The sequence below is a fragment of the Salinibacter sp. genome, from assembly GCF_036626415.1.
GTDB lineage: Bacteria > Bacteroidota > Rhodothermia > Rhodothermales > Salinibacteraceae > Salinibacter.
In genome coordinates, this window is the sequence record NZ_JAZKRW010000078.1 from 1 (window position 1) to 14,635 (window position 14,635).

The 14,635-nt window shown below is 66.9% G+C and carries 10 protein-coding genes and 1 pseudogene; 7 read left to right on the top strand and 4 right to left on the bottom strand.

Annotated elements, in window-relative coordinates:
* Positions 1–145: 145 nt before the first annotated feature.
* The 3 genes from V5A20_RS09430 to V5A20_RS09440 form a co-directional block, all read right to left on the bottom strand.
* On the bottom strand, positions 146–1,258 hold the full coding sequence (locus V5A20_RS09430; RefSeq protein ID WP_332327200.1) for a PEGA domain-containing protein: 1,113 nt from the start codon (positions 1,256–1,258) through the stop codon (positions 146–148).
* Positions 1,259–1,492: 234 nt separating this feature from the next.
* Positions 1,493–1,924, bottom strand: a complete 432-nt coding sequence (locus V5A20_RS09435) for a hypothetical protein (RefSeq protein WP_332327201.1) — start codon at positions 1,922–1,924, stop codon at positions 1,493–1,495.
* Between the two features lie 134 nt (positions 1,925–2,058).
* Positions 2,059–3,183 (bottom strand): hypothetical protein, encoded by a 1,125-nt coding sequence (locus tag V5A20_RS09440; RefSeq protein WP_332327202.1) that lies wholly within the window; start codon positions 3,181–3,183, stop codon positions 2,059–2,061.
* Positions 3,184–3,647: 464 nt separating this feature from the next.
* Here V5A20_RS09440 and V5A20_RS09445 point away from each other — a divergent pair, with 464 nt between their 5' ends.
* The 3 genes and pseudogenes from V5A20_RS09445 (at position 3,648) to V5A20_RS09455 (ending at position 6,009) form a co-directional block, all read left to right on the top strand.
* Positions 3,648–3,815, top strand: coding sequence for a hypothetical protein (locus tag V5A20_RS09445; RefSeq protein WP_332327203.1), 168 nt, complete (start codon positions 3,648–3,650; stop codon positions 3,813–3,815).
* Positions 3,772–4,014, top strand: a pseudogene (locus V5A20_RS09450) (ATP-binding protein); the annotation flags it as partial. The gene V5A20_RS09445 and the pseudogene V5A20_RS09450, both read left to right, overlap by 44 nt.
* A 372-nt stretch (positions 4,015–4,386) precedes the next feature.
* A complete protein-coding gene (locus tag V5A20_RS09455; RefSeq protein ID WP_332327204.1) occupies positions 4,387–6,009 on the top strand; it encodes a methyl-accepting chemotaxis protein in 1,623 nt (540 codons plus the stop codon).
* Positions 6,010–6,083: 74 nt separating this feature from the next.
* Here the strand turns inward: V5A20_RS09455 and pdxR are convergent, their stop codons facing one another.
* Positions 6,084–7,631: a MocR-like pyridoxine biosynthesis transcription factor PdxR gene (gene pdxR, locus V5A20_RS09460; protein ID WP_332327205.1), complete on the bottom strand. Its 1,548-nt coding sequence runs from the start codon at positions 7,629–7,631 to the stop codon at positions 6,084–6,086.
* Between the two features lie 179 nt (positions 7,632–7,810).
* On the opposite strand from pdxR, the gene V5A20_RS09465 reads away from it, so the two are divergent.
* From V5A20_RS09465 to V5A20_RS09480, 4 genes are all read left to right on the top strand, one after another.
* A complete protein-coding gene (locus tag V5A20_RS09465) occupies positions 7,811–10,909 on the top strand; it encodes a SusC/RagA family TonB-linked outer membrane protein (RefSeq protein ID WP_332327206.1) in 3,099 nt (1,032 codons plus the stop codon).
* A 56-nt stretch (positions 10,910–10,965) separates the two neighbouring features.
* On the top strand, positions 10,966–12,402 hold the full coding sequence (locus V5A20_RS09470) for a SusD/RagB family nutrient-binding outer membrane lipoprotein (protein WP_332327207.1): 1,437 nt from the start codon (positions 10,966–10,968) through the stop codon (positions 12,400–12,402).
* Between the two features lie 110 nt (positions 12,403–12,512).
* Entirely contained in the window at positions 12,513–13,367 is an 855-nt protein-coding gene (locus V5A20_RS09475; RefSeq protein ID WP_332327208.1) for a serine hydrolase, read from the top strand.
* Positions 13,368–13,550: 183 nt separating this feature from the next.
* On the top strand, positions 13,551–14,600 hold the full coding sequence (locus tag V5A20_RS09480; protein ID WP_332316404.1) for an NAD(P)H-dependent amine dehydrogenase family protein: 1,050 nt from the start codon (positions 13,551–13,553) through the stop codon (positions 14,598–14,600).
* Positions 14,601–14,635: the final 35 nt, after the last annotated feature.

Below are 14,635 nucleotides of genomic sequence, written 5' to 3' on the forward strand. Positions count from 1 at the left end.
CAGGCCCGGCTCGATGCGGGCACGCTGCCGAGCGGCAAGTACTTCGTGCGCATGCGGGCCGGGGCGTTCCAGCAGACGCGGCAACTGACGGTCGTTCGGTGAGGGGCCGCCTGGCGTACGGGGCATATCCATTGCCTGTTGCTACCTACGGCTCGCGCAGGTCCAGCACGACCGACTGGGTGTCCCGGGCCACGACGGTCACGGACCGGCGTTTCTCCCCCAGCGCCGGATGCTGGACGGTGACGGTGTGGGGGCCGGCCGGAAGGGCGGTGTCGTACCAGACGTCCGAGCGTTCTGCGCGCCGCTCGCCGTTCACATAGATGGATCCCCACGGGCGGGCGAGCACGCGCAGATGCCCGGTCTGCGGCGCGAGCGATACCTCCACGACCGCCGTGTCGTTGCGCGTGACGTCCACGCGCCGGGTCGTCGTCTCGTAGCCGGGGCGGGAAAACGTGAGCTCGTGTCGCCCAACCCCCACCTCGCCGAGCATCGCCGGCGTGGGGCCGACCTCGTACCGGTCGTTGAGCCTCACCGCGGTGCTCTCGGGCGTCGCCCGCAGCACCAGCGAGCCCGTTACCAGCCTGTTCGCTTCCTCCGCACCGGACGGGCCGGGGGAGGGCGCCTCCGAATCGTCGCTGTTCGACGTGTTGTCGGGCGCCGAAGAGGATGGAGGGGACGGAGCGGAGGACGTCGCCGGCCGGTCGGACGATGCGCCGCCGCCGGGCGCGGCGGGAGAGGTCTCGGAGCGAGTGCGCTGCGCGTCGGCGGCAGATTCGGTCGGGGCGGGCTCGTTCGGAACGGACTCGTCCGGAGGGAGGCGGGACCTGTACCTCGCGGATTGGTCGGCGGACACGGTGAGCACCGTGTCGCGGCGCCCGTAGCCCTCTTTCTCAACCGTGACCAGGTAGGTCCCCGCGGAGAGCGAGTGGTCCGTGACGGGCGTTGTGCCGGCCGTGTCGGCCCCAACGATGACGGTTGCACCGGTCGGCGCCGAATAAATGGAGAGGGTCGCCTGGCTTTCCCGGTCGCCCGGACCACGGGTGCGGTCGTCGGGCGCGGCGCCCGTCGGGGAGAAGTAGATCAACGCCCCGAGTGCCAGGGCCGCGGCCCCCACCGTTATCGAGAACGAGTGGCGCCGCAGGAAGCGCAGGGGCCCGCCCCCACGGCCCTGCGGCGACTGGTAGGGCTCCCAGGAGGACGCGTCGCCCCCCGAGCGGGCGGACGTGTCCGGCTCCGGGAACGGGACGTCGCCAGCCATACGAGAGTGAAGAGGGACGATGGGGGAACACAAACGCCCTCATTTTACTCTGTCGGGGGGCGAAGGATTCCTGGCGGAGGCGGCCGGCATCGGGCCGCTCTCAGCCGCGACGGCGACGCGCGGTCGATTGTGGACGTGGGGAGGCCCGCCGGTCAGGGGCAAGGGTGCGGGCCGCCGGGTACGGTGCCGACACGGCCGGCTCCAAGACATAGAGGTGCGCAGGGCCGTCTCGCTTCAGTCGTTGCTGTCGTTACCGTGGCCGTAATCGCTGCCGCCGTACTCGCTGCTGCCGTAGTCGCCACTGTAGTCGTCGCCGCCGTGACCACTGCTTCCGTACCCTCTGGCATCAGAGTTGGAGCCTTGAGTCCCAACGCCGTTACCGTTGCCGCCATTCCCGCCGCTGTTATTGCCCTGTCCACGATCGTTGTCGCTACAATTATTTCCAGCGGCATCCCCAGCCTCTTTTGCACAAGAAGGGGCATTGGAGGCGAACGCCGGCACACTACCGATTGTCATGATCGCCGGTGCGGCGTAGGCGCCCTTTTTGAGCACATCCCGCCTCGACATCGGTGAGCCCTCAGGGTCGCCTTCGCGGGCCGATTCGTCTTGCGGGCCTTCCGCTTGGACGTCTGTCGGTTCGTTGGGGGTGTCGTTTTTGTCGTTCACGGGATCGGGAGAAGGTGGGGGGAGACGGCATGACGTAGTGGAAACGGTTCCTCCGGAAAGAGGAAATCCTCTCGGAAAGAGGAAACGTTTTGCTCGGGCATTGTCTCAAGATGTATGCCGTTGTTCGTATGCGCTCACCCCAGGGCGGATGTCAACAGGCCAAGAATACGGCTCCGTTCGTTGTAACGCAGCTGGAAGGCCGGGACTCGGCCGGCCAGGTGGCAGAGCCGGCGCACGGCCTCCCCGCGGTGGCGGCTTGCGTTCTGGCAGCTCTCCACGAGCGACACCGCGGCCTCGGGCGCGGGAAGCTCTTTGACCTCCGCCGGCCGGCCGGTCTCGAAGGTCGGAAAGAAAAGGGCCGTCGGCTGGACGGGCGCGTCCTGGAGGCGCTCTGCGTCCAGACGCATGTGCTTCTTGGGGAGGTCCGCCAGCTCGTCCCCCGAACCCCGCTCGCCCTCGGGCTCACGGTAGGCCATCGTCGCCGGGAACGGCATGATCTTGTCCGAATCGGGGGCGTACGGCGTGATGTCGTCGGACAGGTATTGCCACCCCGAGCGGCACAGGTCCGCGATCACCGTACTTTTGCCGCTGCCCGACGGTCCGGCCACCAGCACGGCGTCGTCGTCCCGGGCCGCCGCCCCGGCGTGGAGCCAGATCAGGTCCCGCCGTGCCTCCATAAACCGCCGCAGGACCGCGTGCTTCAGGCCGCGGATCGCTGGCTCCAGCGGGCGCTCCTCGACGTGGGACCTCTCGGGACCCCAGACGGAATACTGCCCGTCCGCCCCGCCGACGGTGAGCCCCCCAATCGTCTCGAGGCCTCGACCGTCGCCGAGCATCCCGTAGAAGCGACGCTGCGCGGCCCGTGCACACTCGGGGGCGCGGGCCTGCACCCGCACTTGGTGGCGCCCAAACACAACGTGCAGCGTCGTCCCCTCGTCGGCCGGGCTGCGATCGCCGCCGGGGGCGCTGCCGTGGACGACAAGGAGTTCGTGGTCGCTCAGGTGAGCGATGATTTGCTGCAGGCGGCCGGTGGTTTTCGGCAAGGGGGCGTCGTCCAGTGCATTGATCGCTCGGGTGAGTTCTTCGAAAGAGGTGTTCCCGTCGCAACGCTCCCAGACCGCCCGTGCGAGAGGGGTTACCGCAACGACCCGGTCCCGCCCCACGTCGTGCAGGACGGCGCCGTCGCCGACCCGGTAGGCCTCCACCGACGGGTTGCGGAGAGGGAGGTCGCCGTTGCGTATGTCGTCACGTTCGCCCATGGGCCGCTGAATACCGAATGCGTTGAGACGGGAGGGCACCTGTCTCGGCGCCGCGCCTCAAGACCACGGTCGCAGATAGATTGGGTTCGGCCCCCTCTCGTGCCCCTGACGCGCTCCGCGCTCCAGCCTGGGGCAGGACTGCCAAGAGGACGGCTGGGGGCTGGCCCGACGCACCGTTGTGTTTGGGGAGGTGGGGGCAGCTGAGAAGTCCCTGTCTGCGGATTGGGGAGCTATTGCGGCGGCACCGTTGGGCGGCACCGTTGGGACGTCTCTTGTGTGTTGTCTATCTACATACGACGGCAAAGACCGACTGAAAATGGAGCCCTTTCCGCTAAAATGGAGTTCTTTCCGGTCAACACCCCTGCTCCAAACAACTCTCTTCAAAAGCCTCTCTTTCAACCATAAACAGCCCTGGCCGGCCTGCGGGGGGCACGCAGAGCACGCTCGACGGCGATGCCCTCACGGTGCTGTTGATCGAGGACGATCCTGAGGAGGCCCGCCGCTTCGAGGAGCACCTCGAGGAGAGCTCCGTCGGGGCGGCGCTTCGCCACGAGCCATCGCTGGAGGCGGGCCTGGGCGGAGGGAACGGACGCAATTCTCGAGATGGAAACGGGCATCGGAATGGACCCTGATCAGGCCGACGAGCTGTTTGAGCCGTTCAGGCAGGCATCCGAGGGCATGGCGCGCAAGTACGAGGGGACCGGGCTGGGGCTTGCCCTCACCCGAGAGGTGCTCGATCAGATGGGAGGCGGCATCGAGGTCGACACGGAGAAGGGCGAGGGCAGTTGCTTCACCGTTCGGCTGCCGCGGGAAGACAAGAAGGGGAAATAGTGCCCCTTCTCCGGCGGCCCCTTGTGGCCCTGCCTTCGGCGCCCCGCCGCTCCACGTGCGGCCTGCGGCCCTGCCGACGTTCGCCGGGCCCGTGATCGCGCCCCCCTCGCGTCCCCGCACCGATTTGGCATCAACGGGCCGGGGCCGCGGCCACGGCCACTCCCGAAGCGAATCCATTTCAAGGCGGCATCCTCTGACCGCCGGGACCGGTCCATTTAAGCACCGGGGGTGGGCTGCCGATCACTTAAGTGCACCTGGGTAACGGTCCTGTAACACGCAGGACGCCTGAGGTGGCGTGCCGGACGGGGGCTCCGTCCGGCTGCCTCTACGACGGTACATGCTCACAGTCCCGATTACAGTCCCGAACGTGCCATGCTTGACCAGTTTTTTCAATCCAGTAGCGACGCGTCCAACGCCCGCCGGTCGGGCGACGCTTCGGAGGCCCGAAGTGAGTCGGACGTCGACGATTCTGCTTTGGTCGAGGCGGTCCACCGGTCCCTGGCCGTCATTGAGTTCGAGCCGGACGGGACCGTCTTGAAGGCGAACGACAACTTTCTGGAGGTGGTGGGCTACGACCTGGATGAGATTCGGGGGGAGCACCACCGCGTGTTCGTCGAGGACGACTATGCTCGGTCTGAGGAGTACCGGGCCTTCTGGGAAAAGCTCCGACGGGGCGAGTACCATTCGGGCCGGCTCAAACGGATTGATCGGGACGGGCAGGAGGTGTGGCTGCAGGCCACCTACAATCCGGTCTTCGGGCCCGAGGGCGAGGTTGAGAAGGTGGTGAAGATTGCCGATGAGGTGACCGAGCAGGTCGACGCAGAGGCCGATCGGGACATGTACGTCCGGGAGGTCGATCGGCTGCTCGAGGCGATGGACCGGTTTGCGGACGGGGACCTGACGGTTCGGGTCGACACCGAGGTGGGCGGAAGCATCGGCCGCCTGTTTGAGGGCTTCAACCGGTCGGTCGAAAACCTCCGCCAGATGGTGGAGCAGGTGCGGGAGGCGGCCGAGTCGACCTCTTCGGCGGCCGGCCAGATCAGCGCGTCCTCCGACCAGATGGCCGCCAGTGCCGAGGAGCAGTCGGCCCAGTCCGAGGAGGTGGCCGCCGCGGTGGAGGAGCTCAACCAGACGATCAACGAAAACGCCAAGAGCGTGCAGCGCACCGCCGAGGCCGCCGAGTCGGGGAGCGAGCAGGCCCGCGAGGGCGAGGAGATTGTCGAGGAGACCGCCGAAAAGATGGAGGAGATCGCGGAGGTGGTCGAGGCCTCCGCCGACACGATCGAGCGGCTCGGGGCCTCGAGCAAAGAGATCGGCCAGGTCGTCGAGCAGATCGACGAGATTGCCGGTCAGACCAACCTGCTGGCGCTAAACGCCGCGATTGAGGCCGCCCGGGCCGGGGAGGACGGGAGCGGCCAGACGGGGCAGGGCTTCGCAGTGGTGGCCGAAGAGGTGCGCGAGCTTGCGGAGGAGGCCGACCAGGCCACCGACGAAATTGCGCGGACGATCGAGCAGGTCCGGGAAGAGACCGAAGAGGCCGTCGAGGCGGTGCGGGCGGGCATGCGGCACGTCGACGAGGGCCTTGAGCTGACCAGCAAGACGGGGGATGCGATCGAGCGGGTCGTCGACTCGATCGATGAGGTTCAAGAGCGGGCCGACGAGATTGCGGCGGCCTCCGAGGAGCAGTCCACGACCAGCGAGCAGATTGCCCAGAGCGTCCAGTCGATCTCGACGGCGTCCCAGGAGTCGGCGGCGGGCGTGACGCAGGTGTCCGAGTCGGCCGACGACCTGGAGGGCCTCACCGAGCGGCTTCGGAGAGGCGTCCAGCGGTTTGACCTGGGGAAGGGGAGCCAGCGGGCGTCGGGCGGAGTCCCGAAGGGCGGTGGGCAGAGGGCGTCCGAGCCGCTTGGCGCGAGCCCCGACGAGGAGCCCAGGGAGACATCGCCCGCCGGATACGGAGGCGATGGGCACTCTCGCGGGGAGGCCTCCCTGTAGGCAGGGCGGCCGTCTTCCAGGTCGGGGGCCTGCAGTTGCAGGCTGGGGACGCCCGCGAGGCGCTCCCGTCTGCGCTAGGAGGCGGCGATCTCCGACGGTTCCTCTCTTCCGTCGCTCCGGGCCGCGTCGATGGCCTCGGCGAGCTGCGCGGCGCCGTCCCGGATCGCCTCCGCGTCCACGGCGGCGTAGCCGAGCACGAGGCCGTTCTGGTCGAGGGCGTCCGCGGCGTAGAAGGACAACGGAGGGGCGGTAACCCCGCGGGCCTCGGCCGCCTCCGAGACGGCCTCGTCACGGGAGGCGGCGTCGAGAAACAGCGTCAGGTGCAGTCCGGCCTCGTCGGAGCTAACGTCCACCGGGCCTCCCATCTGTTCGCGCAGGGATTCGATGAGGACGGACTGCCGCTCGGCGTACAGGGTGCGCATTCGCCGCAGGTGGCGCTTGAAGTGGCCTTCCTCGAGGAAGTCGGTCGCGGCCATCTGCGGGACGAGCGGGGGACAGCGCTCCACGATTGACTTTGCGGCCGAGAACGGCTCGATCAGGGGCTCGGGCACCACGAGGTAGCCGAGGCGGAGGGCCGGAAAGAGCACCTTGCTGAACGACCCCACGTAGATCACCCGGCCTGCGTCGTCGAGTCCCTGGAGGGCCGCAATGGGCCGTCCCTCGTAGCGGTATTCGCTGTCGTAGTCGTCCTCCAGGATCCAGGCGCCGGTCTCGTTCGCCCACTCCAGCAATTCGAGCCGGCGCGAGAGGCTCATCGTAATGCCGAGCGGGTACTGGTGGGACGGCGTGACGTATGCGATCTGCGCGTCGCCCCGCGTTCGTCCCGCGTCGACGTCGAGCCCTTCACGGTCGAGGGGCACGGGCACCGTCTGGGCGCCGGCCCACCGGAAGGCGCCCTCGGCGCGCGGGTACCCCGGGTCCTCAATCCAGGCGCGGTCCCCGGGATCGAGCAGGACGTGCGCGACGAGCGTGATGGCCTGCTGCGTGCCCGAGACAACAATCACCTGCTCGGGGGAGCAACAGGCCCCCCGAGACTCCTGCAGGTACGCCGCAATGGTTTCGCGGAGCGGGGGAAAGCCCGTGGACCGGCGGTATCCGAGCGTAGAGGCCGGGAGGCTCCGCCACCGGCGGCTCACGAGCCGGCTCCACGTCTCAATGGGGAAGGCGTCGAGGGCCGGAAGGCCGGGACGAAACGCACGCGGCTTCTCGTCGGGCCGGAAGGCCGAAAGCTGCAGGTCGGTCAGGGCGCCTCCCCGCTCCGAGAGCGGAGAGGCATCGCCGGCATCGTCAGAGAACCGCTGAGACGACGGATTGAGGTGCGACTCTCCACGCACGGAACGGAGCGCCTCGGGCAGTTCCTGCGCCACGTAGGTCCCGGACCCGACGCGGCTCTGCAGGTACCCCTCCGCCTCGAGTTGGTCGTAGGCCCCCAGGACCGTGTTGCGCGAGAGCCCGAGCTCGTCGGCCAGGGCCCGGGTCGACGGCAGCTGCATGCCCGGCAGAAGCTGGCTCGACAGGATGGCCTGGCGGAGGTCCCGGTACAGCTGGTCGTAGAGGGGCCGAGAGGCGCCCGAATCGAGGTCTACACACTGAAGAACGAGCGGGGTCGAGTGGTCGGGCATGGCGGCAGGACGCAGGAAAGATGAATTGGTCCCATGGTAAGCAGGAAAGTGGTCCTTTTCTGCATCGTCGATCCTTAATACGATGGTTACCGATTGTTCTCGCGTTCTTTATCCCCCCGACACGGCAGCGGTGCGGGCGTCCCGTCGGGGGGTGTCCTGTACAAACACCCACGCTCACTATGATTGTCCCCTCGACGCTGCGGACCGCGCTCATGGCGTTTGCCCTTCTCCTGCTCGGGGCGGGACTCGTGCACGCCCAAGACCGGACCGTGTCGGGGACGGTGACGGACGCCGGGAATGGGGAGCCCCTGCCGGGGGTCAACGTGACGGTGCCGGGCACCGGCATGGGCACCTCGACCGACCAGTCGGGGGCGTACAGCGTGCAGGTCCCCGCGGAGGCCGACTCCCTGACGTTCAGTTTTGTGGGCTACCGGAGCACGACGCGGGCGATCGGGCCCCGGACGGAGATCAACGTGCGGCTGCAGCCCAGCGTGGAGCAGCTGGAGGACGTTGTCGTAACGGCCCTCGGGGTGGAGCGCCAGGAGCGCTCGCTCGGCTACGCGGTGCAGGAGGTCGAGGCGGGAGAGATTACCGAGGTCAACGAAGGAAACCTCGTGGATGCGCTCCAGGGACAGGTAGCGGGGGCCCAGATTACGAGCACAGGGGGCGCGCCGGGACAGTCCGCGCGCATCGTTCTGCGCGGGGTCACGTCGCTGGACCCCGGCGCGGACAACCAGCCGCTCTTCGTCGTGGACGGCGTGCCGATCAGCAATGAGACGTTTTCGGGGAGTCGTGGAGCGGGAGGGTTTGCCTTCTCAAACGGAATCGCGGACATCAACCCGGAAGACATCGAGTCGGTCTCGGTGCTCAAGGGGGCGAGCGCCGCGGCCCTCTACGGGGTGCGGGCCGCCAACGGCGCGGTCGTCATTGAGACGAAGGGAGGGCAGTCCAACCAGACCCAGGTCGACTACACGAGCTCCGTCGGCTTCCAGCGGGTCGGCGTGTACCCGCCACAGCAGCGCGAATTCATGGACGGGTGGCGCGGCGACTTTGGGTTCTTTAGCTTTCCCTCGTTCCACGCCTGGGGGCCGAAGGCCGACACCATCGAGGGCGCCGAGTTCTTTCAGAACTACGACAACTACTTTGACCGCGGCGGGATGGGGCGCAACGTCCAAAACACCCTCGCGGTCTCGGGCGGGACGGAGGCGTCCACCTTTCGCCTCTCGTTGAAGTATGGGGACCAGAAGGGCGTCATCCCCGAGGCGGAAAACGAGAACTTCTCTGCCAAGGCGTCGGGCACCCTCAACGTGACCGACGACCTCCGGGTCTCCTCCTCGGTCCGGTACACGAACACGCAGGGGACCAAACTGCCGGTGGATGCGCAGTTGGGCCAACTCCAGTACTACCCGACGAGCGTCGACGTCACCGAAAAGTTCAGAAACGACGACGGCACGCAGTTTTCGCCGCTTCCGTTTCTGAACCATCCCATCTTCGTGGCGAAGAACCACAACTTGACGAACGACCGAGACCGATTTATCGGGAATCTTGGGCTCACCTACACCCCCACCGACTGGATCACCGTCGACTATCGGTTCGGCAATGATCTCTACCAGGAGGACCGGGACGAGGTGATCCCGGGGCCGCTGGGGGTCCGGGAGGACGAAAATGCCATTTCCTCACAGGGGGTTCTCAGCCGGGAAACCATCACGAACCGAGAGCTCACATCCACCCTTCGCCTGACGACGTCGCGCTCGCTCACGGACGCCCTGGACGCGGAGTTTAGCGTCGGCAATGACGTGTTCGACAGCGACTTCGATCGCGTCACGGTGGAAGGGGCGGACTTCGGAACGCCGCGCTTCTTCGACCTCAGCAATACGTCCGACATCTCCACCTCGGAGGGCCAGGCGGAGCGGCGTGTGATTGGGGTCTACGGCGATCTCACGCTCGACTACGGGGACTACCTGTTTCTGACCCTCACCGGCCGGAACGACTGGTCGTCCACCCTGCCGGAGGGCAACCGGTCCTTCTTCTACCCGTCGGCCAGTCTCGGCTTCGTCTTCAGCGACGTGGTGGACCTGCCGTCCGTTTTTGACTACGGAAAGCTGCGCCTGTCGGCCTCCGAGGTGGGGAAAGACGCCGATCCGTACCAGACCAACATCACCTTCGGGTCCTTTCCGTTCAAGAACGAGACGCTCGAGACGCGCAGCGGGCAGCTGGGCGACCCGAATCTCAAGCCGGAGAGCACGGTCTCCTACGAAGTGGGCGTGGACCTGCGCTTCTTCGATGAGCGCCTGCGGCTGGACGCAACCGCGTACCAGTCCAACAGTCGGGACCAAATTATCCCCGTTCCCATCTCGGAGGCGGGCGGCTTCGACACGTTCGTGACCAACGCCGGTGAGATCCGAAATCGAGGGCTCGAGCTGACGGTGGGGGCCACGCCCATCGAGACGGAGGCGTTCACCTGGGACGCGCGGGTCAACTGGGCCAAAAACGACAACGAGGTGGTGTCCATCCGGGAGGGCATCGAGTCGATCACCCTGAGCGGAACGTCGTTCTCCTACGGCGGCTCCTTGACGATGCAGCTCCGGCGGCAACTCGAGTACGGAAACTTGTTTGGGCCGGTGTACGACCGGTTCTACGAGGATTCGGAGAACGAGAGTGCGTTTCGGGTGGACGAGAGCCGGCCCCGAATTATCGATCCGTCCACCGGGTACTACCGGCGCAGCGGCGACGGCTTCAAGGTGATTGGGAACGCGGAGCCGGACTGGACCGGAAGTCTCAAGAACACCTTCTCCTACCAGGGCGTCTCGCTCTCCGCGCTCCTCGACGTGAAGGCGGGCGGCGACCTCTACAACCAGGTCGCCGCGTTTCACGCCTCGCAGGGGACCCTCCCGATTACGACCAATCGGGACGAGCAGGTTGAATTCAGCGGCGTGTACCCCGATGGCACCCCGGTCGACACCACCGTCGTTCCGGGGCAGGATTACTACCGGGACGTGTACCGCCGTGTGGCCGAGAATTTTGTCGAAGACGCCTCCTATCTCAAGCTGCGGAACGTTCAGTTGACCTATCAACTGCCAAGCGTGCTGACGGAGACCACGCCCCTGCGGGGCGGGAGCATTGGGGTCGGGGCCAACAACATCCTCCTCTGGAGCGCCTACGACGGCTTTGACCCGGAGTCCCGACAGTTTGACGCCGGCAGCAACACGCAGGGATTCCAGGGCTTGCGGACGCCGGCGGTCGAGAGCTATACCGTCAAGCTCAACCTGAATTTCTAAGGGCCCCGGGCACTGCCCCCGATCGTGTTGTCTCCTCCATCGTGTACACCCATCCCATGAAACGTGCTGTCCTGTTCCTCATCGTCTTCGGGGTTGCGCTCGTCGGGTGCGACGGCGACCTGCTCGTGGACAACACCGACCCCAACGCGACGACCGACCCGTCGATGTCGGGGTTGCTATCGACCGCCATCCTCTCAACCAGCACCACGACGCAGGGGGCGGCCAGCGTCACCTCCTACTACGTCCAGCACCTGGCGTCGCCCAGTGGAAGTGCGACTGACCAGCAGTTTGAAGCCCGCTTTGGAGGAACCTGGTCGTCGGTGTACGACGGGCTCGGAACCGCCCAGGCCCTGATCGAAAAGGCAGACGAGGAGGGGTCGCCGCACTATGCAGGCATCGCGCGGATCATTCAGGCCTACAACCTTGGGCTCGCCGCCGACCTGTGGGGCGACATTCCGTATCAGGAGGCCCTCCAGGCGGATGAGGGAGAGATCACGCCCGGGTACGATTCGCAGGAACAGATATACGGGGAGATTCAGGCCCTTCTCAGCGACGCCCGGGACGACCTAAATGCCGAGTCGCGGCTGTCCCCGGGCAGTGAGGACTTCGTGTACGGCGGGGATCTCGAGAAGTGGAAAAAGGCGGCCTGGGCCCTGGAGGCGCGATACCTGAACCACCGGACGAAAAAATCGGACTACGACCCGCAGGCCGTGCTGAGTGCGCTGGACAACGCGTTCGACAGCAACGCGGACGATGCGCAGATGGACTACGAAGACGACCCCTCCAATAATCCCTGGCACAACGTGTACCTGGACGAGCAGGGCGGCATCCTGGGGGGGCATCTGTCGGAGCAGCTCGTGAAGGAGATGGACGGCACCCTCTACGGCCCGCTCGATCCTCGCTTGCAAACGGCCATTACCGACTCGAACGAGACGGAGGCTCCCGAAGAGTCCGCCGCCCCGGCCTTCGCGGGAAACCGCAACGGGGCGGGGTCGGGGGACTTCTACAATCACCTTGAGCCCCAGTACTACGCGTCGGAAAATGCCCCCATCCTGTGGATTACGTACGCGGAGGCCAAGTTTATCGAGGCCGAGGCCGCCTTGCGGGCCGACAACCCGAGTCGGGCCTACGACGCCTACCGGGCGGGCATCCGGGCGCACATGACCAAGGTCGGCGTGGCGGACGCTCAGCGCGAGGACTACCTGAGCCACCCGGCCGTCGACGTGGGGGCGGGCAATTTGACCCTGGACCTCATCTTCAAGGAGAAGAACGTGGCGACGTTCTTGCACCCCGAGGCCTGGGTGGACCACCGTCGCCACGATTACGACTATCCCGACTTTGAGCCGCCTGTGGACCAGAACCCGCTTTTCGACCAGAATCCGAATACGGACCACATCCGCCGCGTGCTGTATCCCCTCTCCGAGGTTGAACGAAACGCGTCGAACGTCCCTGAGGCGTCGCTCGACCAGTTCCTCTGGTGGGACCAGTCGTAGCCCCGCCAGGCAACTGGGCGGAGCGATTCGCCCCCTGGCCCGCGGCGCCCCTCGCCGGGGCATTGTCTCGGGGCGGGCGCTGCTCTCTCTCCCTGAGTGTTCTTGTTCTCGTGTCGATCCCCACGCTCCCCTCCTCGTTCTCGGGCACGCTGGACGAAGACGTGCGGGCCGTCCTGGATGGGGGAACGGGCGACTGCGCCGTGGCCGTCCGGTCCCTGGAGGCGCCCCCCCGGACGCTGCTGATCAACGCGCACGAGACGTTCCACGCGGCGAGCACGATGAAGACCCCCGTGATGGTGGAGCTCTACCGGCAGGCGGAGGAAGGGCGGATCGACCTCGACGACACAGTCCGCGTGGAGAATGCGTTTCGGAGCCTCGTGGACGGCAGCCGGTACGCCCTGGCCCCCGAGGACGACAGCTACGACGCGCTCTACGCCCATCTCGGGGAGCAGCGCTCGATTCGCACCCTCATGCGGGAAATGATCACGGCCAGCAGCAACCTGGCCACGAATATCTTGCTTGAAACGGTCGGGGCAGAACGCACAACCGAAAGCATGCGCCGGTACGGGGCGGATCGCATCCAGGTACGACGCGGGGTCGAAGACATGACGGCCTACCGGCGAGGCCTCAACAACGAGGCCTCGGCCCACGACCTGCTGGTGCTCTTTGAGCAGATCGCCCGGGGAACGGCCGTGAGCGAGCGGGCCTCCCACGAGATGATCGAAATTCTGAAGGCGCAGGAGCACAACGACATGATCCCGGCCCGGCTCCCGGCGTCGGTGGAGGTGGCTCACAAGACGGGCTGGATCCCGGGGCTGCGCCACGACTCGGGCGTTGTCTTCGTGCCGGAGGGGCCCACGTACGTTGTGGTGCTCCTGTCGCAGAATCTAGAAAATGAGGAGGCCGGGGCACAAGCATTTGCCCGGGTGTCCCGGATGGTTTTTGACGCCATGGCGGGGGGCTGACCGCCTGAGGCCCATTTTTGGGCGCGTCGAGCAAAACGGGTCGGGCAGCCCGGCGGGACGAGGGCACAGGGGCACGAAAGCGCATCGCAGCACAGAACAAGCGCACGGCAGCACAGAATAGTCTCACCGGAAACGCGCAACCGGGGGACATCTTTCTCTTTAAACCAAGCAGACCAGACGCCCGTGGATACCGACTCTCCGCTTCGCATCGTTCAGTACGGCCTCGGTCCCATCGGCCAGGCAACCGCGAAGACCGTGATTGAAAAGGCCGACGCGATGACCCTTGTCGGGGCCATCGACATTGATCCTGAGAAGGCGGGCCGGGACGTGGCCGACGTGATTGGGGCGGAGGGGCCCAAGGCAGCCAGGGCAGGGGTTCGCGTGTCCGACGCCGCCGCCGACGTCCTCGCGGCCACCAATCCCGACGTGGTGCTGCACACGACGACGTCCTTCCTTGGCGGCGTGACCGACCAGCTGGTGCAGTGTGCCCGGGCGGGGGCGCACGTCGTGTCCACCACCGAAGAGCTTTCGTTTCCGTACGAGCGGGCGCCGGAGGCGTCCACGCGGCTCGATCGCGTTGCGCGCGAGGAGGGGGTCGTCATCGTGGGAACGGGCGTGAACCCGGGCTACGCCATGGACACGCTCCCGCTCATGGCGACGGGCGTGTGCACGGCGGTGCAGGGCGTCCACGTGGAGCGGGTCGTGAATGCCAGCAAGCGGCGCGAGCCGCTCCAGGAGAAGGTGGGGGCGGGCATTTCGACCGAGGCCTTCGAGGAGAAGAAGGCGGGGGGAGGATTCGGACACATCGGGCTTCGCGAGTCCCTCCTGATGCTGGCCGACGGGCTGGGGTGGTCGCTGGATGCGGTGGAGGAGGAACTGCAGCCCGTTCACGCCGAGGCGCCCGTCGACACCGGCTTCCGCCAGGTTCAGGCCGGAGAGGTGGCCGGCATTCATCACGCCGCGGCCGGCCGAATGGAGGGGAAGTCCCCACTGACGCTCGACCTGAAAATGTACGTGGGCGCGGAGGAGTCCTACGACACGGTGACGGTGGAGGGAGAGCCCCCGATCAACCTCCGCTTCGAAGGGGGCATCTTCGGCGACACGGCCACGGTGGGCATGCTCGTCAACACCGCGCCGCTCGCCGATCGGGCCCAGCCCGGCCTCCAAACAATGGCCGACCTGCCGGTGCCCCGCGCCTTCGCCACGAAGCCGCTTCCGAAAACTGCGGCTTGAAGAGCCGAGCCCGTCCCCCTCCAAGCTCCCCTCCA

What these genes read in the sequence shown, in the direction of transcription:
- V5A20_RS09430 (WP_332327200.1), bottom strand. Translation starts at nt 1,258, where the DNA reads ATGGCTGGCGACGTCCCGTTCCCGGAGCCGGACACGTCCGCCCGCTCG.
- V5A20_RS09440 (WP_332327202.1), bottom strand. Translation starts at nt 3,183, where the DNA reads ATGGGCGAACGTGACGACATACGCAACGGCGACCTCCCTCTCCGCAAC.
- V5A20_RS09455 (WP_332327204.1), top strand. Translation starts at nt 4,387, where the DNA reads ATGCTTGACCAGTTTTTTCAATCCAGTAGCGACGCGTCCAACGCCCGC.
- pdxR (WP_332327205.1), bottom strand. Translation starts at nt 7,631, where the DNA reads ATGCCCGACCACTCGACCCCGCTCGTTCTTCAGTGTGTAGACCTCGAT.
- V5A20_RS09465 (WP_332327206.1), top strand. Translation starts at nt 7,811, where the DNA reads ATGATTGTCCCCTCGACGCTGCGGACCGCGCTCATGGCGTTTGCCCTT.
- V5A20_RS09470 (WP_332327207.1), top strand. Translation starts at nt 10,966, where the DNA reads ATGAAACGTGCTGTCCTGTTCCTCATCGTCTTCGGGGTTGCGCTCGTC.